Genomic DNA, 22,977 nt, shown 5'->3' on the forward strand with positions numbered 1-22,977 from the left:
ATCAGGATCAGGTAATGCTTTCACTTGAGGGGTTAAGCTGTGCCGCGTGCGTTGCCAAAGTGCAAAAGGCGTTGCAAGCCGTACCACAGGTTTCGCAAGTGCAAGTGAATTTAGCCGAACAAACCGCTTTGGTGAGTGGCAATGCCACGCCACAATCTCTCGTTAATGCGGTACAACAAGCAGGCTACGGGGCGGAAGTGGTGGAAGATCAAGCATTGCGTGCGGAAAAGCAACAACGCAAAACCACCCAAGAAATCCATCAGCGTAAATGGCAAGGCTTTGTGGCACTGGGATTTGGGGCGGCGTTAATGCTTTGGGGCTTGCTCGGAGGCTCAATGCAAGTGAATGCGAGCAATCGCCCTTACTGGCTCATTGTGGGCGTGGCGACGCTGTTGGTGATGATATTGACGGGCAAGCATTTCTATCAAAAAGCGGGGCAGAATTTGCTTCATCGCACAGCCACGATGGATACTCTTGTGGCATTAGGAACTGGCACAGCGTGGCTTTATTCAATGTTTGTTTGTCTTAAGCCTGAGTTTTTTCCTGAAAATGCACGCCACCTTTATTTTGAAGCGGCGGCAATGATCATCGGTTTCATCAATTTAGGCAAAATGTTTGAAGCGAAAGCCAAGCAACATTCCTCGCAAGCGTTGGGGAAATTGCTCGATCTCACCCCTAAAATTGTACATCTCGTTACCTCGCAAAGCACGCGGGATATTCCTCTTTCAGAGGTTAAAGCGGGAATGATTTTGCGTTTGCAAACGGGGGAACGCGTGGCGGTGGACGGCACAATCCGCGAGGGGCAAGGTTGGTTTGATGAAAGTATGCTCACGGGCGAGCCAATCCCCGTGCAAAAACAGCGGGGTGATAAGCTCAGTGCGGGAACATTGGTAGCTGACGGCTCGGTGCTTTATCAAGCGGAACAAATCGGCGAGCAAACCACCTTGGCGAATATCATCAAATTAGTGCGTCAGGCACAGAGTAGCAAGCCGAAAATCGGGCTACTAGCGGATAAAATCGCAGGGGTTTTTGTGCCTGTGGTGATTACCATTGCGTTAGTCGCCGCGTTAATTTGGTTTCTTTACGGTCCAACCCCGCAATTTTCTTATGCGTTGGTGATTTTTACCACCGTACTGATTATTGCTTGCCCTTGTGCCTTAGGGCTGGCGACACCGATGTCGATTATTTCAGGTATTGGACGGGCAGCGGAGCTAGGCATATTAGTGCGTGATGCAGACGCATTACAAAAAGCCGCCACCGCCGATACCATCGTGTTCGACAAAACAGGCACGCTCACAAAAGGCTCGCCAAAAGTAACCGCACTTTATTGTTTTAATGATTACAATGAACAACAAGTGAGTGAGTTCGCCGCAAGTTTAGAACAAGGTGCAAGCCACCCTTTAGCCAAAGGTATTGTACAGTTTAACCAAGAAAAAGGCTTTTCAATCAAAGCATTAGACGAATTTAACACCTTGCAAGGGGTAGGCGTGAGTGGTGTGGTGGACGGAAAAAATGCCATTCTAGGCAACCGCACTTTAATGGCACAGCAGGGCGTGGACATTCAGCCCGCAATGGGAATTTTCCAACAAGAAACCGCAGTGGGGGCGACCGTTGTCTTTCTCGCCATTGATCAACAATTAGCAGGAATGTTCATCATTACTGATCCGCTCAGAGAAGACAGCGAGCAAGCCTTGCAACGCCTACATCAACAAGGTTATGAGCTAATAATGCTCACGGGGGATCAAGAAAAAACCGCACAATTCTTAGCCAAAGATACCGCCATTGATCGCGTTATCGCTGGCGTTTTACCCGAACAAAAAGCCAATGTAATCAAAGCATTACAACAGCAAGGGCGTAAAGTGGTAATGGTGGGCGACGGCATTAACGACGCGCCTGCACTGGCACAAGCTGACGTGAGTATCGCAATGGGAAGCGGTTCAGATATTGCCATCGAAACTGCTGAGCTCACCCTAATGCGACACAGCATTTCTGCCGTTGCAGACGCACTTTGCCTGTCCAAAGGCATTTTACGCAATATGAAACAAAACCTGTTCGGTGCATTTATTTACAACATTTTAGGCATCCCCATTGCAGCAGGGTTGTTGTATCCCTTGTTTGGTATTTTGCTTAACCCAATGATTGGTGGGCTGGCAATGGCGTTGTCTTCCATCACTGTGGTGAGTAATGCCAATCGCTTGTTAAAGTTTAAAGTGCAATAAAAGTGCAATGATTGATAAGGCTCATAATGAGCCTTATTTTTTATGTTCCTAATTCATAAAAAGAGTATAATCCCAGCATTTGACGCACAGTAAAAGTGCGGTGCTTTTTTTGAGAGTTTTCGAGGCAATGATGTCATTACAATTTAACGCGATCGCCTTGCTACTGGTGATTTTAATTTTGCTTGGTGTGCTAGGTAACAACAGTTCAATCACCATTTCGGCTACGATTTTGCTACTAATGCAACAAACCTTTTTGGCGAAATATATTCCTTTTATGGAAAAATATGGGCTAAATATTGGCATTATCATTTTAACTATCGGTGTGTTAAGCCCGATTATTTCTGGCAAAATCCCATTGCCCCAATTCAGTGCGTTGCTTAACTGGAAAATGTTTGCTGCAATTGGGGTCGGTATTCTTGTTGCTTGGCTTGGTGGAAGGGGAGTGAGCTTAATGGGAACCCAACCTACATTGCTTACGGGATTATTAGTGGGAACAATATTGGGCGTGGCATTTCTAGGGGGAATTCCTGTCGGACCACTCATCGCTGCAGGAATTTTATCGTTATTGTTAGGAAAGCCTGCTTAATACTGGATAAGTTATCAGTATTTCAGTTTAGATAAAAAGCTCCTAATTTTTTTTGGGGGGCAGATCAAATTTTAGGAGCTTTTTTATAGTTATCCTTTTGCGTTTATTGCTGAATAATCAAATTTGTAAGAAACAAAGCCATATAGCGTCCAGCCAATAAAGGTAACAATTGAGCCATAAAGCATTGCTTGTTCTCCAGCCGCATAAAGGGCATAGATGCTGTATAAAGAACCAATAAAGGCAACAAATAAGGTGATTTTGTATTTATTGCGAGAGATATTGGAATATTTTAGTAATACCGCAAGTGCTGCCATTGATAACAAATAGGGAATCACATTTGTTACTACAGCAAGATCAACGAGTACGTTAAATTGTTTATTTAACGATGGGCTAATAGTCATAAAAGCAAGTAGTGTTTGAATTGCAGTAATCGTGATCATTCCAATGACTGGAGCATTCTTGCTGGTGACTTTTTTAAATAGAGAAGGAAAATAACCTTCCTCAGCTGAGGATTTAAATACCTGTGCAATCGTGAATTGCCAGCCAAGTAGAGAGCCAAAGCAAGATAAGACCATTAATCCCATAATCACTTTACCTGTTGTTTCATTAAACATATGGGCGAATGCAAGACCGAAGGGAGCAGTAGAGTTTGCTAATTCAAGATTAGGGACAATACCCGCGATGACATTTGTTGAAACAATGTAAATAACGGCGGCCCCTAATGTTCCTCCTAATACCGCGATTGGGACATTTTTTTCTGGATTTTCTACCACATCGGTATTTGCACAAGCGGATTCTAACCCTAGAAATGCCCACAAAGTCATTGAAATAGAAACACTAATCGCTTCAAAAGTAGGGACATTATGAGGATTCCACGCATTGATATACATTGAGCCATCAAACCAATACCAACCGATGAGGCAAAGACCTACAACAGGAATAATGACTCCCCAAATGGTAAATGAGCTAATATTTCCGGTAATGCGAGGCCCCCCAAAGTTGAGAATAGTTGCTAACCATAATGTAAAAATTGTCCAGATAGCAATACTAATTGGAGATAGGGCTGTGCCTAATAATTCGGAACCATAACCAACAGCTGAAATTGCAATAGCGGTATTGGCGATAATGAGTGAAACGCCATAAGTATAATTAGCCATAAAATTTCCAGCCTTGCCAAAGGAGTATTCGGCATAGCCCCCCATTCCTCCTGATTTCTTGCTAAACATACCGCATTGTGCAAACGCGTAAGCAAGGGCGGTTGAACCTACCGCTGTCACCAGCCAAGAAACAATAGAAATCGTACCGATTTCTGCTAATTTAGTCGGGAGCATAATAATGCCAGATCCCATCATATTCACCATTGTTAAAATGGTAAGTTGAAGTACGCCAATTTTATTATTTTTTGAACTCATAATAGACTCCTTAAAAGTGCGGTCGTTTTTTGATAAATTTCTGGTCTTTTTGGACCGCACTTTCTAATTCAAATGATTAGTAGTTTGTTAATACATATCCGTAGGCACGGGTGCGACCATCGCTCTCTTTCTGGAGATAAACGCCTTGAATTTCTGGGGCAAAGCCTGGCAAGGTATTAATCCCTTCTTCTAATGCAAGGAAATATTGTTGTGCGGTAACACTCCATTTCTCACCCGGAACAACACAGAGTACGCCTGGTGGATAAGGCAATGCCCCTTCTGCAGCAACGCGTCCAACAATGTCAGAAAGTGGGATCAGTTCTACCTGATTGCGGATAAGCTCAATATTGGCTGTTTGAGGATTAATCACATACTCAGGGAATGTTGCTTTGCGGAAAAGATCTTTTTGTAGCTGTTTTACATTACGGCTGACATAAAGAGCGTGCATCTCTTGACAAAGTTGGCGAATGGTATACCCCTGATAACGCTCTTCATTATTTCTATACAGGGTAGGCAAGACTTCTTGGAGCGGAGAATCTTGTTTAATGTGTTTTTCAAAGAGTGCAATCTGAGCAACTAATGTTTGCATTTTAGTGAGTGTCTCAGCTGGAGTAAGAAGGAAGAGAATAGAGTTTAAATCACATTTTTCAGGGATAATCCCGTTCTCGCGTAAATAATTAGCAAGAATTGTGGCAGGAATACCAAATGATTCATATTCGCCATTTTCAAGACTAATACCTAGTGTTGTGAGCAATAATTTACAAGGATCAACAAAATATTGATCTTCTGCATAGCCTTCGAATTTATGCCAAGTATCATGAGAATGGAATTTAAAAAATTCAAGATTCGTTGATATTTCCTCAGTATCATAATCCTGCCATTTTTTCCCATTTATCGTGGTAGGAATGAATGGACGGATCAACTCACAGGTATTTAGGAGCATTTTTCGTGTTTCTATTCCGATTTTTACACAGTCATCCCAAAGACGGCGACCTGCAGCACTGCCTTGAATTTTTGCATTGACATCTAGTGTTGCAAAGAGAGGATAAAATGGGCTGGTTGAAGCGTGCAACATAAAAGCATTGTTAAGACGTTTATGATTAAGATAACGTGCTTGACCTTTTATATGCTTATCTTTTTTGTGGATTTGTGAAGCTTGAGAAAAGCCAGCTTGTTGTTTATGAACTGATTGAGTAACAAAGATACCAGGATCTTGCTCATTTAATTCTAAAAGAAGTGGAGAGCTATCTTTCATCATTGGAATGAATTGCTCATAACCCACCCAAGCAGAATCAAAGAGAATGTAATCGCAAAGATGACCTATTTTATCAACAACTTGTCGAGCATTATAAATCGTACCATCGTAAGTACCGAGCTGTATTACCGCTAAACGGAATGGACTTTGTAATGCTAATTTTTCAGGTGCGGTCTCTTTTATCAATGATTTTAAATAGGTTTCTTCAAAGCAATGGTTATCAATTCCACCGATGAAACCGAAAGGATTTCTTGCAGTTTCTAAATAAATAGGCGTTGCTCCCGCTTGGATTAATGCACCGTGATGATTGGATTTATGATTATTGCGATCAAATAACACAAGATCACCTAGTGAAAGCAACGCATTGAGTACCACCTTATTTGCCGCTGAAGTACCATTTAAGACAAAATAGGTTTTATCAGCATTGAATACGTTGGCAGCGTGTTTCTGAGCCTCACAAGCTGCTCCTTCGTGAATAAGCAAATCGCCAAGTTTTACATCGGCATTGCAAATATCGGAACGGAAAATATTCTCCCCATAGAAATCATATAAGAATCGCCCCGCTGGATGCTTACGGTAATATTGACCACCTTGATGTCCGGGACAGTCGAAAGCAATATTTCCCATCTCAACATATTCACTGAGCATTTTGAAGAAAGGCGGAAGCATTTTTTCTTCATAGAGTTTTGCAGCAGTTTCAATTTGTCTGCTATAAAGGTGTAGATCATAACTATTTAGATCTTGGATATGAAATACCTTATCGAAATATTGTTGATTTAACGTTTGTTTTTCTTGTAAGACAACGAAAATAGGAATATTAAATTCAGTGTTTAATATACGATCAAGATATTTTTCAATATCATTAGCATCAAGAATAATAGCCCCAATATCAGTGAAGTCTGTCTGTTCAATTAATACTAATTCTCGTTGTGTTGAAAAATACTGTTTAACGTCTTGGCTATGTGCGATTTTTAAAATTGACATAATTAAATCCTCTATTTATTATTTAATAAATAAATTACTTGGAATAAAAATATTTTTTATTCTGGCTATAAATAATATGACTTAGAAATATCATTTAATTATTTATATAATAAATAATTAAAATTAATCAAAGAAAAACACTTCTGACTAGATTAGATAATCAGAAGAACCACTCTGAGAAGAAAATAGAGAATAGGAAAAACAAGAACGGTGAGAAGGCATCATAATATGACGAGTACGGCGAATATGAGCCATTAAAGAAATCCCTTTACCAGGGTTGTATTCAATGTGATACTTTTTGTTTGTTTGTTTAGCATAATTTCCTCCGAATTTATACTAGGTTAAGTCTAAGCTAAGACCCAAGTGAATTATTATGTATAAGAGATCGGTTTTCAAGAATGAAATTTATATTATGTGATCTCGATCACTTTTATTCGGTATGAGGTTTTTATTCTTATTGAATATAACTTTTATTTAAATATTATTTGACAATTAATTAACACAAAATAATTGAAAAAGTATTTAATATTATTAACAGCCTAAATATAAAAAATCAAAATTCTTATTTTATTTTTTAGGAATTAGGATGATAAAGTCTTCAAAATTGGAAGAATTTTGGCAAAAAAATTATAATTTTTAGTTAGGAGGTTATTATGACTGGTGAAAACAAGGCTTTACTGGCAACTGCTTCTTATATTGATTTTTTTAGTGCTAATGGAGTTCTGATAGAGCAAGGAAAAATTAGGAAAAAAATAACAGAAGATAGACAGCTAACAGAATCACAAATAGATCAATTTTTGGATACTTATGAAGTTTTAGATCAACAACTCGAAAGAGCAAGTGGCTTTTCGGCAATGGTTGTGAGGGAAAGTGGTAAAGTCAATTTAAGGAATATCCATGTGTAAAGTAAGGCATATTGTTTGTGGGTTGAAAGCGATTTTTTGGGTATTTGTATCTTTTTATCTAATAGCACTCATATGGATTGGTATAAGTTGGATAATATACGAACCTAAAGAAATAAGAAAATTTGAAAGTGTTGCCAAAAAAGTATGCCATTATGATGAAAAAGAATTTAGGCATATAGTGAAAAATCAAATTGTAGATGATTATTTTGCTAGAATAGAGTTTGTTCAAATACACAGAGATGTTTGTCGTCTTCCTGGCTTTTGTCAAGCTTGGATTTTGGATAAAAAATTTACTCCTGAAGAGTTTAATCGTTTATTTCTAGCGTATGAGCATGAGCATTTTATTTCAGGGGAGGATTATAGGCATAGTAGCCTTAGTGATTTGTATATATCATTTGTGAGAGATAAACTGAATGGGAGGGTGTATAATGGAGAACCTATTAATTTTGATTTAGAGGTAGTGCTGTTTGATAACTTTGGGCATATATATTATTTGAATGATAATTCTTTTTTATTTGATGGAAAAAATAGAGTTGATGTAGCAGGTTTTGGTATGATTGATGATATTTATACTACAGGAATAGGAGAAAGACCCTATAGTACCTTATTTAAGCCCTATTCTATCGTATTTGATTATGAGCTAAATAGCTGTGGAATACTTAAACCAATTTGGAGGAAGCCAAATGAGTAAAGAGGCGAAAATTATTTTTTAAAAGTGTTATTGGTTTTAATTAGTAGGAGAGAAAATGGAACATCCTTTTTATAAAAAAATTGGCTATTTATTTATTTTTCTTGTTCTGTTAGGTTGGTGTTTAGTCTTATTCTATAACGCGATTCCTTTAGAGTTTAAGAGTTATATCATTGAAAAAAACAAATTTCTTTTAATTAATGCTGAAGAGACTATTAATTTTTTAAGTAAAGATCCGGATAAGTCAATGTTTATCTTTATTTGTTCTTTTTATTTTGGGGTTGTTTTTACTTTTTCTTATTTGTTTGTCATAATTTTTCGAGGAGATTGGTATGCTTTTGATGTGAAAATTCCTATTTATAAGGCAATACCATTTTTTATTTTTTCATATATTTTCTTTTCCTTATTTTACATTTGTTGTACTATTTTTCCTGGCTATATCCCAAGAGTGGATAGATTATTTTGGACAGGCGGTTTAATATCTAATATGGTTGTAGTTTTTTTTATGGTATGTCAAGGTATTAATAATATGATGATTTTTAATTGTGTTTATTTGATTAGAAAATTAATTAAAGGTGGAACGTTATAGTAGATGAAAATAAAAGAGAAAATTAAAAGATTATTATAATCTAACATTTATTCCCTCTTTTTTAGTTTTCTTTCCTACATTTTATAAGAATATTGATGAAAAAAGAAATCTCATTAATAATAAGTAGCGACACAACAATTATTATTTTTGTCCATAAAAGGATTTTTCAATGAGTAAACTGATAGACTTCTTAAACAGAATAAAATGTAGGCATGTAGCTTGTCTATTCGTAATGTATTTGATTTTCTTGCCTTTTCAACCTTGGATCATTGCTGAAATCACCACGCCTATTCGGAAGAAAATGATAGAAGAGGATGCGATTCAGATTTATGTGCAACCTGATGAGTGGCGTAGGCTAAGAGGTATAACCAATGTAGCAACAGCTTCAACACCGCCTTTAGAATGGGAGCTTTTAAGTAATGCTGAGCAGAGTGACGTTCAATTTCCGAAAACGATCAATTTTGAAGGGCGAATTTATAATGCCAGTCTTATTGATGAGAAGACACGTATTATTTCATATAGCAATTATGACACAATAAAGAGTATTAATGGTTGTGTCTTTTGTGTAAATTATTATTTGTATTACGATCCAGCAATACATAGAATTATTGCATCAGTTCAAGATGTTTATGGGCGTTACCCAGCATATTTAGCTGGAGGGTATGCACGTGTGGGAGAAATGGATAATCGTTCAAAATTAACAAAATTTTTGCAGAAAAATTATAATTTTTAGTTAGGAGGTTATTGTGAGTAATGAAAATAAAGCGTTATTGGCGTCAGTTTCCTATATTGATATTTTTGATTCTGAAGGCAATAAGAAAAATACAGATGATATTAAAACTGAGCTGGAAAAGAAAAGGCACCTTAAAGAATCACAAATAAATCAATTTTTGAATACTTATGAGGTTTTAGATCAACAACTCGAAAGAGCAAGTGGCTTTTCGGCAATGGTTGTGAGGGAAAGTGGTAAAGTCAATTTAAGGAATATCCATGTGTAAAGTAAGGCATATTGTTTGTGGGTTAAAGCGATTTTGGGAGTATTTGTATCTTTTTATCTAATAGCACTCATATGGATTGGTATAAGTTGGATAATATACGAACCTAAAGAAATAAGAAAATTTGAAAGTGTTGCTAAAAAAGTCTGTCATTATGATGAAAAAGAATTTAAGCATATAGTGAAAAATCAAATTGTAGATGATTATTTTGCTAGAATAGAGTTTGTTCAAATACACAGAGATGTTTGTCGTCTTCCTGGCTTTTGTCAAGCTTGGATTTTGGATAAAAAATTTACTCCTGAAGAGTTTAATCGTTTATTTCTAGCGTATGAGCATGAGCACTTTATTTCAGGGGAGGATTATAGGCATAGTAGCCTTAGTGATTTGTATATATCATTTGTGAGAGATAAACTGAATGGGAGGGTGTATAATGGAGGACCTATTAATTTTGATTTGGAAGCCGTGCTTTTTGATGTGTTTGGAAGCATATATTATTTGAATGATAGTTCTTTTTGTTTAATGGACAAAATAGAGTTAGCATAGTAGATTTTGTTGTAGATGATGATATTTATACTACAGGGATAGGAGAAAGACCTTATAGTACCTTATTTAAACCCTATTCTATCGTATTTGATTATAAACTAAATAGCTGTGGAATACTTAAACCAATTTGGAGGAAGCTAAATGAGTAAAGAAGCGAAAATTATTCCTTTAAAAGGAGATTATGCACTAGAAGTGTTAAAAGCTTATAATGCGGGTAAAACTGAAATTCTTATTAGTGAAGAAGAATTTATGAAGTCAGGCTATTCAGAGCAAATTTCTCCAGCGAATTTTAAAATGATGGAATATTTTTTTTAGTTATATATTTCTATTTTTAGATATAAATCCCCTCCCTTTTTCTATATATTTTTTAATTCCTTTCTCTTTTGTATAAAAATAATTTTGACAAAAACATAAATTCTATTAATAATGGAAAAAATACCACAACAGAAATACTCTTCCTTATCTATAAAGGAGATTTTCAATGAGTAAACTGATAGACTTCTTAAACAGAATAAAATGCAGGCATGTAGCTTGTCTATTCGTGATGTATTTGATTTACTTACCTTTTCAACCTTGGATCATTGCTGAAATCACCACGCCTATTCGGAAGAAAATGATAGAAGAGGATGCAATTCAGATTTATGTGCAACCTGATGAGTGGCGTAGGCTAAGAGGTTAACCAGTGTAGCAACAGCTTCAACGCCGCCTTTAGAATGGAAATATCTAAGGAGGAAGCGAGCGTATTGACATTCAGTTTCCGAAAACAATTGAATTTGAAGGAAAAACTTATGATGCTAGTTTTCTTGATAAGAAAACACATATTGTTTTATATGATGATATTTTTAGAGTAAATAATAAGAGCTTTGGTGGTTGTGTGTTTGATTCAACTTCATTTCTGTATTATGATCCGATAATCCATAAAATTATCGCTGTGTCTCAAGATGTATCTGGTTATTATCCTAATTATTTATCAGCCGGCTCTAATGTGGTTGGGGAACTAGATAATTCTTCAAAATTAAGAGAGTTTTTGCAAAAAAAATTATAATTTTTAGTTAGGAGGTTATTATGAGTGGCGAGAATAAAGCGTTATTGGCGTCAGCATCTTATGTCGATTTTTTCAATTCTGATGGTAGCACTAAAACAGAAGACGATATTAGAAAGAGTCTAGTAGGAGTCAGACACCGTAAAGAATCACAAATAAATCAGTTTTTTAATACTTATGAAGTCCTAGATCAACAACTCGAAACAGCAAGTGGCTTTCGGCAATGGTTGTGAGGGAAAAGAGCAGTGGCAAAACTTATTATTTGTGATTCGAGGAACGCAAGAACCTTAATTTTTTTTGCAAGATGGAATGCTTGTTGCAACGGGGCTGGCGAAAGCTCAAGTAATTGACGCGTTAAATTATTTCAATAAAGTTACCACCCCCAAAGGGCAAACTTATAATGAAATCGTCTCAAAAATTACATCTCCTCTCTCTAGCTCTTTTTCGATTAGTATTTGAGAAAATAATGGAATTTGACAATACTACCGTTTGATAGCATTGATCCTAAAAAATTCTTGGTTTAATTAGTAGGAGAGAAAATGGAACATCCTTTTTATAAAAAAATTGGCTATTTATTTTATTTTTCTTGTTCTGTTAGGTTGGTGTTTAGTCTTATTTTATAATGCTATTCCTTTAGAATTTAAGAGTTATATCATTGAAAAAAACAAATTTCTTTTAATTAATGCTGAAGAGACTGTTAATTTTTTAAGTAAAGATCCGGATAAGTCAATGTTTATCTTTATTTGTTCTTTTTATTTTGGGGTTGTTTTTACTTTTTCTTATTTGTTTGTCATAATTTTTCGAGGAGATTGGTATGCTTTTGATGTGAAAATTCCTATTTATAAGGCAATACCATTTTTTTATTTTTTCATATATTTTCTTTTCCTTATTTTACATTTGTTGTACTATTTTTCCTGGCTATATCCCAAGAGTGGATAGATTATTTTGGACAGGCGGTTTAATATCTAATATGGTTGTAGTTTTTTTTATGGTATGTCAAGGTATTAATAATATGATGATTTTTAATTGTGTTTATTTGATTAGAAAATTAATTAAAGGTGGATCGTTATAGTAGATGAAAATAAAAGAGAAAATTAAAAGATTTATAATTTAACATTTATTCCCTCCTTTTTTAGTTTTCTTTCCTACATTTTATAAGAATATTGATAAAAAAAGAAATCTCATTAATAATAAGTAGCGACAAAACAATTATTCTTTTTGTCCATAAAAGGATTTTTCAATGAGTAAACTGATAGACTTCTTAAACAGAATAAAATGTAGGCATGTAGCTTGTCTATTCGTGATGTATTTGATTTACTTACCTTTTCAACCTTGGATCATTGCTGAAATCACCACGCCTATTCGGAAGAAAATGATAGAAGAGGATGCGATTCAGATTTATGTGCAACCCGATGAGTGGCGTAGGCTAAGAGGTATAACCAGTGTAGCCACAGCTTCAACACCGCCGTTAAAATGGAAGTTTCTATGGGAAGTTGAGCAGAGTGATATTCACTTTCCGAAAACAATTGAATTTGAAGGGAGAACTTATAAAGCTAGTTTTATTGATGAGAAAACACATATTATTTTATATATTAATGATGATAAAGTGAATAGAAAGAGTTTTGGCGGTTGTGTATTTTCTTCTACTTATCATATATACTATGATCCTGTTATACTTAGAATTATTGCTACTTCTAAAGATGTTCGAGGTTTGTACCCTGCTTATTTAGCAGGGGGTATCTGATAGTGGGAGAATTAGATAACTATTCAAAATTAAAAAGTTTTTGGCAAAAAAATTATAATTTTTAACTAAGAATTTTAGGAGATCGTAAATGAGTAATGGAAATAAAGCGTTATTGTCTTCAGCCTCTTATATTGATTTTTTTGATTCTAATGGTAACTTAAAAGATATAGATAGCATTAGAGATAAATTAAATGAAAAGAGAGGTCTTACAGAATCACAAATAAATCAATTTTTGAATACTTATGAAGTTTTAGATCAACAACTCGAAACAGCAAGTGGCTTTTCGGCAATGGTTGTGAGGGAAAAGAGCAGTGGCAAAAACTTATTTGTGATTCGAGGAACGCAAGAACCAGTAGATTTTTTGCAAGATGGAATGCTTGTTGCAACGGGGTTGGCGAAAGCTCAAGTAATCGACGCGTTAAATTATTTCAATAAGGTTACCACACCCAAAGGGCAAACTTATAATGAGGTTAGTTGGAAAACGCTTCCCGCTCCACCTAGCCCGTTCCCAGTTCCAAGGCGTACATTGATAAGCTCTGAAAAGCAGGGAACAGGTATAATTAGTGGGAAGGTTGATTTAGTTGGTCACAGTCTCGGGCATTCAGTGGCAGTGGCATTAAATTCAATGGTAGATAATGTTGATAAAGTAATAGGGCTAAATGGAGCAGGCATTAATTTAGAAAGAAATAGCACAGACTTAGAACATATCGCTGCTTTAGCGAGGAGACAAGTAAATTATGGTAGAACGAATATAACGAATTATGTAGGATCAAATATCCGTCTTGTAGCAAGTAGCATTCCTTATAATCAATATGGAAAAATGGTGGTATTGGATACGGGATTTACATATACCCCATCTTCTTTTAGCATAAAAAGTAAATATGGTTTATACAATATAGGAGGAAAAAATCCATTCGACTTTTTTACTCAAGCAATAGACGATCATGGTGTTAATACACTCATTCCTGTTATGCAAGAAAACACCTTATTTGCTTCAACAAAATCAACAATAGATTTAACTAAAAGGATTGATCCAAACACCTTACAATATAATGGTTTTTATGTTTCGCCTTTAAAATTGTTAGAAAAAACTGCAGATGGAAAATATAAATATGATCCCGTGTATAAAAATCACGGTTGGGGATTATGGTCTGATTCCCATGCATTAAATTTTGACCATGGAGAAAAAGGCAGTGTGGATAATACTTTTAATGCATTTACTGCCAATATTTTGTCGAATGATTATCGTGTGACCAATAATAACTTTTCTCGTAGCCCTATCATTGAATCCGCTCTTTCTTCAAAGCCAACTGCTCAAAAAGATTATTTAAAACTTAATCATATGGCGAATTTTGGTCGTTCTCGTTTGCCGGTGGATCCGTTGGTGCTAGATTTAAATGGTGATGGGGTGAAACTCACGGGCTATACGGAAAATGCGGTCTTATTTGATATTGATAATGATGGAGCCTTGGAAGAAACGGGCTGGGTGAGTGCTGAAGATGGTTTGTTAGTTAGGGATTTAAATAATAACGGTAAAATTGATAATATCAGTGAGGTCTTTTCTGAATATTATGGTGGCAGAGCAGGGCGAGATGGTGAGAGCGGTGAAAAACATTTTCGTAATGGTTTTGAAGCGTTGCGAAGCTTAGATAGCAACCATGATGGACTGTTTAATGAAAGAGACAGTGGTTTTGCTCAAGTGAGAGTATGGAAGGATAAAAATCAAAACGGCATAACAGATTCAGAAGAATTGTTTGATTTGAAATCATTGGGAATTACGGAAATAAATTTAGCGTATAAAGAAAAAGGCGGTGAGTATTATCAGCAAAATGAATTGTTAGCGGAGGGGAGCTTTAGTCGTGGAACGGTTAGAACAGAGCAACGTCGTTCAGGATTTAGGCGTAAAACAGTCGTGACAAGCATAGTGGATGTTAAGCATTATGGTGTAGCCTCCGTGAATTTTTTAGCCAACCCAAGAGGGAATTTGTTTACGCAGTTGCAAAATGGGATGAAGGTTGAAACCCAACGTGATGGGCGTATTGCGGCAACATCAGCCTTTACTTCCACCGTGACAACAGGAGAAACATTAAGTGCGGTGGATTTAGGGGTGCAAAATATTGCAGCAGGCACGGGCGATGATGTGTTATATGGCGATGGGCAGAATAACTGGTTAGCGGGTAATAATGCCAGTTTACCAAATTATTTTCTTAGTTGTGCTTCTCTTTTTAATATAAAACCTTTCTCTTTTTACCAAATTATTTTATTTAATGCTTTGTATAATATTTAATTATTATTTTCTTAGTTATACTTCTTTTTTAATATAAAACCTTTCTCTTTTTACCAAATTATTTTATTTAATGCGTTATATAATGTTTAATTATTAGTTATATTTCTCTTTTAATATATAAATTTCTCCTCTTATTACTTCTATTTTTTTAATTCCTTTCTCTTTAGTATAGAAATAATATTGACAAAAACATAAATTTCTATTAATAATGGAAAAATACCACTACAGAAATACTCTGCCTTATCTATAAAGGAGATTTTCAATGAGTAAACTGATAGACTTTTTAAATAAAATAAAATGTAGGCATGTAGCTTGTCTATTCGTGATGTATTTGATTTTCTTGCCTTTTCAACCTTGGGTTATTGCAGAAATTACCACGCCTATTCGGAAGAAAATGATAGAAGAGGATGCGATTCAGATTTATGTGCAACCCGATGAGTGGCGTAGGCTAAGAGGTATAACCAGTGTAGCCACAGCTTCAACACCACCACTAGAATGGTACTTTTTATGGGAAGTCGAGCATAGTGACATAATGTTTCCTCAAACAATAGTGTTTGAAAATAGAGTATATAATGCTAGGTTTATAGATCCGAAGACCAAAATTCTCCTGTATAATAATGACGAGACTAAAGAAAGAAAGCGTTTTGGTGGTTGTATATTTGCTTCTCGTTATTATCTATATTATGATCCGTTAATACATAAGATTATTGCATCTGTCCGTGATGTTTTTGCCCTTTCTCCTAATTATTTAAGCGGGGGATACAATATGGCGGACGAAGATTTTAATAATCAGTCAAGATTAAGAAAGTTTTTGCAGCAAAATTATAATTTTTAGCTAGGAGGTTTCTATGAGTAGTGGAAATAAAGCTTTATTAGCATCAGCTTCGTATATTGATTTCTTTAATTCTGATGGATATATGAAAAACAAGGAAAAAATTGAAGAAAATTTGAAAGGTGTTAGAGGTCTTACAGAATCACAAATAAATCAATTTTTGGATACTTATGAAGTTCTAGATCAACAACTCGAAACAGCAAGTGGCTTTTCGGCAATGGTTGTGAGAGAAAAGAGCAGTGGCAAAAACTTGTTTGTGATTCGAGGAACGCAAGAACCAGTAGATTTTTGCAAGATGGAATGCTTGTTGCAACGGGGCTGGCGAAAGCTCAAGTAATTGACGCGTTAAATTATTTCAATAAAGTTACCACCCCCAAAGGGCAAACTTATAATGAGGTTAGTTGGAAAACGCTTCCCGCTCCACCTAGCCCGTTCCCAGTTCCAAGGCGTACATTGATAAGCTCTGAAAAGCAGGGAACAGGTATAATTAGTGGGAAGGTTGATTTAGTTGGTCACAGTCTCGGGCATTCAGTGGCAGTGGCATTAAATTCAATAGTAGATAATGTTGATAAAGTAATAGGGCTAAATGGAGCAGGCATTAATTTAGAAAGAAATAGCACAGACTTAGAACATATCGCTGCTTTAGCGAGGAGACAAGTAAATTATGGTAGAACGAATATAACGAATTATGTAGGATCAAATATCCGTCTTGTAGCAAGTAGCATTCCTTATAATCAATATGGAAAAATGGTGGTATTGGATACGGGATTTACATATACCCCATCTTCTTTTAGCATAAAAAGTAAATATGGTTTATACAATATAGGAGGAAAAAATCCATTCGACTTTTTTACTCAAGCAATAGACGATCATGGTGTTAATACACTCATTCCTGTTATGCAAGAAAACACCTTATTTGCTTCAACAAAATCAACAATAGATTTAACTAAAAGGATTGATCCAAACACCTTACAATATAATGGTTTTTATGTTTCGCCTTTAAAATTGTTAGAAAAAACTGCAGATGGAAAATATAAATATGATCCCGTGTATAAAAATCACGGTTGGGGATTATGGTCTGATTCCCATGCATTAAATTTTGACCATGGAGAAAAAGGCAGTGTGGATAATACTTTTAATGCATTTACTGCCAATATTTTGTCGAATGATTATCGTGTGACCAATAATAACTTTTCTCGTAGCCCTATCATTGAATCCGCTCTTTCTTCAAAGCCAACTGCTCAAAAAGATTATTTAAAACTTAATCATATGGCGAATTTTGGTCGTTCTCGTTTGCCGGTGGATCCGTTGGTGCTAGATTTAAATGGTGATGGGGTGAAACTCACGGGCTATACGGAAAATGCGGTCTTATTTGATATTGATAATGATGGAGCCTTGGAAGAAACGGGCTGGGTGAGTGCTGAAGATGGTTTGTTAGTTAGGGATTTAAATAATAACGGTAAAATTGATAATATCAGTGAGGTCTTTTCTGAATATTATGGTGGCAGAGCAGGGCGAGATAGTGAGAGCGGTGAAAAACATTTTCGTAATGGTTTTGAAGCGTTGCGAAGCTTAGATAGCAACCATGATGGACTGTTTAATGAAAGAGACAGTGGTTTTGCTCAAGTGAGAGTATGGAAGGATAAAAATCAAAACGGCATAACAGATTCAGAAGAATTGTTTGATTTGAAATCATTGGGAATTACGGAAATAAATTTAGCGTATAAAGAAAAAGGCGGTGAGTATTATCAGCAAAATGAATTGTTAGCGGAGGGGAGCTTTAGTCGTGGAACGGTTAGAACAGAGCAACGTCGTTCAGGATTTAGGCGTAAAACAGTCGTGACAAGCATAGTGGATGTTAAGCATTATGGTGTAGCCTCCGTGAATTTTTTAGCCAACCCAAGAGGGAATTTGTTTACGCAGTTGCAAAATGGGATGAAGGTTGAAACCCAACGTGATGGGCGTATTGCGGCAACATCAGCCTTTACTTCCACCGTGACAACAGGAGAAACATTAAGTGCGGTGGATTTAGGGGTGCAAAATATTGCAGCAGGCACGGGCGATGATGTGTTATATGGCGATGGACAGAATAACTGGTTGGCGGGTAATCTTGGTAGTGATACCTTTTATGCGGGTGATGGGGATGATGTTTTAATTATTGATGGGGATGATAACCCAGATAATATTCATGGTGGAGCAGGGAATGATATTATTCAAGTTGTTGGCGATAAAGGCATTACGATTGATTTACATGCCGCTGAAGTGGAAGCTATGCAAGGCGGGCGTGGAAATGATGTGATTTATTCTTCGGGTAATAGCACGATTTATGTGAGGGGCGGCGATGGGGATGATATTATTCTCGGCAGTGCTGCCAATGATGCCCTTTCTGGTGAAAATGGTAGTGATACGCTTTCTGGTCAGGCTGGCGATGATGTGTTGCGTGGGCATCGTGGTAATGATTATTTGTCAGGTGATGATGGCAATGATCTTATGTGGGGCGGCTCCGATGATGATGTGCTATTAGGAGGTGCCGGCAACGATATGCTCAGTGGTGATGGAGGTGATGATTTTCTTGACGGCGGAGAAGGTGAGGATATTGTTGAATATTCAGGAAATTTAGAAGATTATCAATTTACTGAAGTTGAAGGTGGGTTGTTAATTAGTGACAAGGTGCAAGGTCGCGATGGAACAGATTTTGTTCGCCATGTTGAAAAAGCGAATTTTAAAAATGTGGTGGGGTATATTTTACCTCAAAATGGCACTGCTATTCACAATCCATTGCCGGTGATGGATATTATTGATAAGGATAAAGAAGGGCGGTTGATTGATGGTAAGCGTCCTTTTGTTATCACTCAGCAACAATTGTTACAGAATGATTTTGATATTCAAGGGGAGCGTTTAATTGTTGCTCAAGCTTTTGATGTGCAAGGCGGGCAGATTTCTGTTAATGAAGCCCGTGAAATTATTTTTACACCAGATCCAAATTATCGCGGTGTTGCTGGGTTTAAATATAATATCATTGATGAGTCTAATCATCATGGTTTGGTGGTAGGTGGAAAGGAAAAAGTGGGGCAGGTGTATTTTAAAACCCCTGATTTGCCAGCTGATCCACTTTTTTATCAGCAATATTATTTGCAGGAAGATAATGTTGTGCCTGTTTGGCAGCATTATACGGGTAAGAATATAAAAATAGGGCAATTTGAACCAAGTGGACCATTTTCAGTTGCTGAGGAAGTGGCTGATTATCGTAATCCTGAATTGCGGGAAAATATTGATAAAGATTGGTTGTATGATTATGAATTTCATACCCGAGAAGAGGATAAGGTTTTTAGTAAGCATGCAACAGAAGTAGCAGGTGTGATGGTGGGGGCTCGTAATGGTGATGGCGGGGTTGGTGTTGCTTATCATGCAACGACAGCAAGCCATTGGGTTGGTGCGGATACCTCTAGTTTATTAAAAATGAAAAATTATGATATTGCTAACCATAGTTGGGGAAATAATGTCAATTTTGCGAAGCAGATTCTCGCGAAAGATAAGGCGAAGCAATCAGAAATGGATGCGTGGATGAATGAACGTTATCTGACCGCGTTGAAAGAAGGGCGTGATGGTTTGGGGACGGTGATTGTTAATTCAGCAGGTAATGAAAGATTAAAAGGTGGAAATGCAAATTATTCTTATCTTACCAGTAATCCCTATACTATTGTGGTGGGATCTGTTCAGCTCAATGCTCAAGGTTTATCTGAAGTTGCGGGTTATTCGAATGCGGGGGCGAGTGTATTGGTGAGTGCTCATGGTTCGGATGTGGTTTCTTCTTCACGCCGTTTGGTGAATAAAAATGGGGGCGTGTTGGGAGAATCTTATTCAACCGTTGATGGAACAAGTTTTTCCGCACCGATTGTTTCAGGCGTTGTGGCACTGATGTTGGAAGCTAACCCAAAATTAGGCTATCGTGATATACAAGAGATACTTTCATTGACGGCAAGAGGGGATAAGTCTGTTGGGAACAGTTGGCAATGGAATGGTGATAAAAACTGGAATGGGGGCGGTCGGCATGTAAGTCATGACTATGGTTATGGCGTGGTGGATGCTCAAGCGGCTGTGCGTTTAGCCGAGAACTGGCATAAGCAAGAAACCTATAAGAATGAAGTGCGGTTAGATAAAATCTATTCCTCTGGTCAAATTGATTTTCAACTAGAGGATAATAGCGGACATCAATTTTCTGTGACGGTGAGCAATGCGAATATTGTCTTGGAGAATGTGTTAGTGTCTGTCAATTTAACCCATGAACAAGCCAGTGATGTGATTATTAAGCTGATTTCACCTTCTGGTACGGAATCTATATTAATGAATCGCCCAGGTTGGGTTGAGGGAAGTGATGAATATACAGGGGATAAAGACTTTTATGATAGCAAAACATTACAATACACATTTAACACCGCACTTTTAAAAGGTGAAGATCCGAATGGGCAGTGGCGTTTGCAAGTTTTTGATGCAAATACAGGAAAAACAGGGATTTTGCATGATTGGAGCTTAAGCCTTTATGGTTCAAGCGATGATGGCGGTGATACTTATATCTATACTGATGAATATCAATCTGTAGAGGGAAAAAATCGCTTATCGGATACGGACGGTGGCTTTGATGTGATTAATGCTGCTGCCGTAAATGGTGCGGTTTATGTGAACCTAGCTGATGGAGAAGCATACTTAAATAGCAAAAAGTTATCTATTGATGATCCCTCTGCAATTGAAGGCGTTATCAGTGGTGATTTCGATGATGTGCTAGTGGGGAATGCTAAGCGTAATTTGCTCATTGGTGGAAGAGGTGATGATATGCTGTTTGGTTTTGAGGGCGATGATATTTTGTATGGTGCTCAGGGCAATAATAAGCTTTCTGGAGGAAGTGGAAAAGATATCTTTGTTATAAATAAATATGCTGGCAATCAAGATATTCTCACTGATTTTAAAGTTGGCATTGATAAATTAGTATTAAGTGAATTTTCAACCTTGAAACGATTAAATCTACAGCAGGACGAAAAGGATACGATTATTCATTTAGGTGATGGACAAACTGTGCGTTTGGTCAATGTGCAAAGTGAGAGTTTGGGGTTAGATAATGTTGTGATTACGGCGGAGAAATTTAATCCTTTATTCCTTCGTGATTATTATGCTTATGGGTTTTCATCCTCAGCCCAAGAGACGGGGTTACCAGATGTGGAAGTGGTTTATTGGGGTTCGGCTGGAAACGATCGTATTTTTGGTGGTAATAAGAATGATACCTTATATGGCGGGTTAGGGGATGATGTGCTAGTTGGAGAACATAGCACGGATCAACCTAATGGTGGAAATGATACGCTATATGGCGGTGATGGAAATGACATTGTTCGTGGAGGTGCTGGTGATGATATCCTTTATGGTGGTAATGGATTAGATTCACTGGGTGGCGATGCGGGTAATGATACGATTTACTTAGAAGGCGATGAGTCGGCGATTGGGTACGATAATCAATTATATACAAAACCCGTTACCTTAAATAATGTTAAGTTTAGCAATGCTTCTGCGACTGGGGGAAGCGGTAATGATAAGTTTATTGTGGTAAAAGATACCTCAAAAGGTGTGGGAAGAGGGTTGTTGAAAAACTTGATTACTGATTTTGATGTAAATAATCCTAATGAGAAAATTGATATATCCCAGTATCGCGGTCAATTGTCTTTAACAATGCAGGAAATGTTGATTAACGGGGAGATTTATTCTCGTTTATGGTTTGGTACGCCAGGCGAAGATACGCAATATATTACTTTGAAAGGGGTAAGAAATAATCGTTTAGATGCCATTATTAAGAATAATTTAACTGACACCAGCCCTTCTGTTTTAGAAAGATTACAGCGAACCTTTTTAGGTACGTCTCAAAATGATTCACTCAGAGGAAATGCCGTAGGAAATTATTTAGATGGAAAATCTGGAGCCGATACAATGGAAGGGCTTGAGGGTGATGATGTTTATATCGTAGATAATGCTAGAGATCTTGTTATTGAAACACTAAATGGTGGCTATGATGTGATTAAATCAAATGTTTCCTATCAGTTATCTGATAACGTTGAGGAATTGATGCTAGTAGGCGATGCCAATATTAATGCAACTGGAAATCATGACAACAATCGTTTACTTGGTAATGCGGGAGCAAATCGTTTAGATGGCGGATTAGGTGATGATGTTATGATTGGTGGGAAAGGCGATGATATCTATCTTGTTGATTCTAGTTTAGATGAGGTGGTGGAAATGGCAGGCGAAGGTATTGATAAAGTGATTTCTTCAGTTTCCTATACTTTATCTACCCATTTGGAAAATTTAACATTATCTGGCGAAAAACCTATTTCAGGTGCGGGTAATGGGTTAGATAATGTGTTGGAAGGCAATGACTCTAATAACCGTTTAATTGGCTATGCAGGTAATGATACATTGATAGGGGGAAATGGTAGTGATTTCTTAATGGGCGGTGTTGGTAATGATACTTATATTTTCTCTCGTGGAAATGGCAATGACTTAATTAAAGAAGAATCTGGTAATGATATATTGCAATTTAATAGCGGAATCAATGCCGATCAATTATGGTTTAAAAAATCGGATAATGCTCTTGTGATCAATGTTATTGGTACAAATGATAGTATTATCATTGATGATTGGTATAGCTCAACCCATAGTGAGGATCATAAAATAGAAACGATTATTGCTGGTGATGGAAAACGATTGGTAGAATCTCAGATTGATTCACTGGTTACGGCAATGGCGAATTTTGATGTTCCCGCGGCTGGGCAAATTCATTTATCAGCTGATTATCATGCAAAATTAGATATGATTTTGGCAGCGAATTGGAAATAGATTCTGAAGCTAAGTGGTAA

The 22,977-nt window shown here is 36.7% G+C and carries 19 protein-coding genes; 16 read left to right on the plus strand and 3 right to left on the minus strand.

From position 1 onward, the window contains the following. Window positions 1-14: 14 nt before the first annotated feature. The gene (locus tag HBL79_RS01855) at window positions 15-2,219 is read left to right on the plus strand and encodes a copper-translocating P-type ATPase (protein ID WP_017806784.1); all 2,205 of its coding nucleotides are present in this window, start codon (window positions 15-17) and stop codon (window positions 2,217-2,219) included. Between the two features lie 130 nt (window positions 2,220-2,349). Continuing rightward, complete coding sequence (locus HBL79_RS01860) at window positions 2,350-2,805, plus strand: DUF441 domain-containing protein (protein WP_017806783.1); 456 nt, start codon at window positions 2,350-2,352, stop codon at window positions 2,803-2,805. Between the two features lie 89 nt (window positions 2,806-2,894). Here HBL79_RS01860 and potE read toward each other — a convergent pair whose 3' ends face one another. The 3 genes from potE to speFL form a co-directional block, all read right to left on the minus strand. Beyond that, a complete protein-coding gene (gene potE, locus HBL79_RS01865) occupies window positions 2,895-4,217 on the minus strand; it encodes a putrescine-ornithine antiporter (protein ID WP_046097338.1) in 1,323 nt (440 codons plus the stop codon). A 76-nt stretch (window positions 4,218-4,293) separates the two neighbouring features. After that, window positions 4,294-6,456: an ornithine decarboxylase SpeF gene (gene speF / locus HBL79_RS01870; protein WP_046097339.1), complete on the minus strand. Its 2,163-nt coding sequence runs from the start codon at window positions 6,454-6,456 to the stop codon at window positions 4,294-4,296. Window positions 6,457-6,603: 147 nt separating this feature from the next. Next, a complete protein-coding gene (gene speFL, locus HBL79_RS12535; RefSeq protein ID WP_319019288.1) occupies window positions 6,604-6,744 on the minus strand; it encodes a leader peptide SpeFL in 141 nt (46 codons plus the stop codon). Between the two features lie 365 nt (window positions 6,745-7,109). Between speFL and HBL79_RS01880 the strand changes: the two genes are divergently transcribed. The 14 genes from HBL79_RS01880 (at window position 7,110) to HBL79_RS01950 (ending at window position 22,957) form a co-directional block, all read left to right on the plus strand. Next, the gene (locus tag HBL79_RS01880; RefSeq protein ID WP_046097340.1) at window positions 7,110-7,361 is read left to right on the plus strand and encodes a hypothetical protein; all 252 of its coding nucleotides are present in this window, start codon (window positions 7,110-7,112) and stop codon (window positions 7,359-7,361) included. Further along, window positions 7,354-8,052, plus strand: a complete 699-nt coding sequence (locus HBL79_RS01885) for a hypothetical protein (RefSeq protein WP_046097341.1) — start codon at window positions 7,354-7,356, stop codon at window positions 8,050-8,052. The genes HBL79_RS01880 and HBL79_RS01885 overlap by 8 nt, the downstream gene beginning before the upstream one ends. Before the next feature lie 55 nt (window positions 8,053-8,107). Further along, complete coding sequence (locus HBL79_RS01890) at window positions 8,108-8,638, plus strand: hypothetical protein (RefSeq protein WP_046097342.1); 531 nt, start codon at window positions 8,108-8,110, stop codon at window positions 8,636-8,638. Between the two features lie 169 nt (window positions 8,639-8,807). Then, entirely contained in the window at window positions 8,808-9,371 is a 564-nt protein-coding gene (locus HBL79_RS01895; RefSeq protein WP_046097343.1) for a hypothetical protein, read from the plus strand. A 13-nt stretch (window positions 9,372-9,384) separates the two neighbouring features. Beyond that, window positions 9,385-9,636, plus strand: a complete 252-nt coding sequence (locus HBL79_RS01900; RefSeq protein ID WP_046097344.1) for a hypothetical protein — start codon at window positions 9,385-9,387, stop codon at window positions 9,634-9,636. Window positions 9,637-9,651: 15 nt separating this feature from the next. Beyond that, window positions 9,652-10,176, plus strand: a complete 525-nt coding sequence (locus tag HBL79_RS01905; RefSeq protein ID WP_244300919.1) for a hypothetical protein — start codon at window positions 9,652-9,654, stop codon at window positions 10,174-10,176. Window positions 10,177-10,317: 141 nt separating this feature from the next. Next, complete coding sequence (locus HBL79_RS01910; RefSeq protein ID WP_156127761.1) at window positions 10,318-10,491, plus strand: hypothetical protein; 174 nt, start codon at window positions 10,318-10,320, stop codon at window positions 10,489-10,491. A 166-nt stretch (window positions 10,492-10,657) separates the two neighbouring features. Further along, window positions 10,658-10,855, plus strand: coding sequence for a hypothetical protein (locus HBL79_RS12420; RefSeq protein ID WP_244300921.1), 198 nt, complete (start codon window positions 10,658-10,660; stop codon window positions 10,853-10,855). 386 nt (window positions 10,856-11,241) lie between these two features. Then, on the plus strand, window positions 11,242-11,451 hold the full coding sequence (locus HBL79_RS12425; RefSeq protein WP_244300923.1) for a hypothetical protein: 210 nt from the start codon (window positions 11,242-11,244) through the stop codon (window positions 11,449-11,451). 1,007 nt (window positions 11,452-12,458) lie between these two features. Further along, window positions 12,459-12,962, plus strand: a complete 504-nt coding sequence (locus HBL79_RS01925; protein ID WP_244300924.1) for a hypothetical protein — start codon at window positions 12,459-12,461, stop codon at window positions 12,960-12,962. An 88-nt stretch (window positions 12,963-13,050) separates the two neighbouring features. Then, window positions 13,051-15,249: a DUF6792 domain-containing protein gene (locus HBL79_RS12430; protein WP_233570692.1), complete on the plus strand. Its 2,199-nt coding sequence runs from the start codon at window positions 13,051-13,053 to the stop codon at window positions 15,247-15,249. A 262-nt stretch (window positions 15,250-15,511) separates the two neighbouring features. Further along, the gene (locus tag HBL79_RS01940) at window positions 15,512-16,084 is read left to right on the plus strand and encodes a hypothetical protein (protein ID WP_035689529.1); all 573 of its coding nucleotides are present in this window, start codon (window positions 15,512-15,514) and stop codon (window positions 16,082-16,084) included. Window positions 16,085-16,097: 13 nt separating this feature from the next. Further along, window positions 16,098-16,418 (plus strand): hypothetical protein, encoded by a 321-nt coding sequence (locus tag HBL79_RS01945; protein ID WP_244300925.1) that lies wholly within the window; start codon window positions 16,098-16,100, stop codon window positions 16,416-16,418. Further along, window positions 16,382-22,957, plus strand: a complete 6,576-nt coding sequence (locus tag HBL79_RS01950; RefSeq protein ID WP_244300927.1) for a S8 family serine peptidase — start codon at window positions 16,382-16,384, stop codon at window positions 22,955-22,957. Before HBL79_RS01945 ends, HBL79_RS01950 begins: the two co-directional genes overlap by 37 nt. Window positions 22,958-22,977 lie beyond the last annotated feature (20 nt).

The sequence above is a fragment of the Avibacterium paragallinarum genome (assembly GCF_011765605.1).
Taxonomy (GTDB): domain Bacteria; phylum Pseudomonadota; class Gammaproteobacteria; order Enterobacterales; family Pasteurellaceae; genus Avibacterium; species Avibacterium paragallinarum.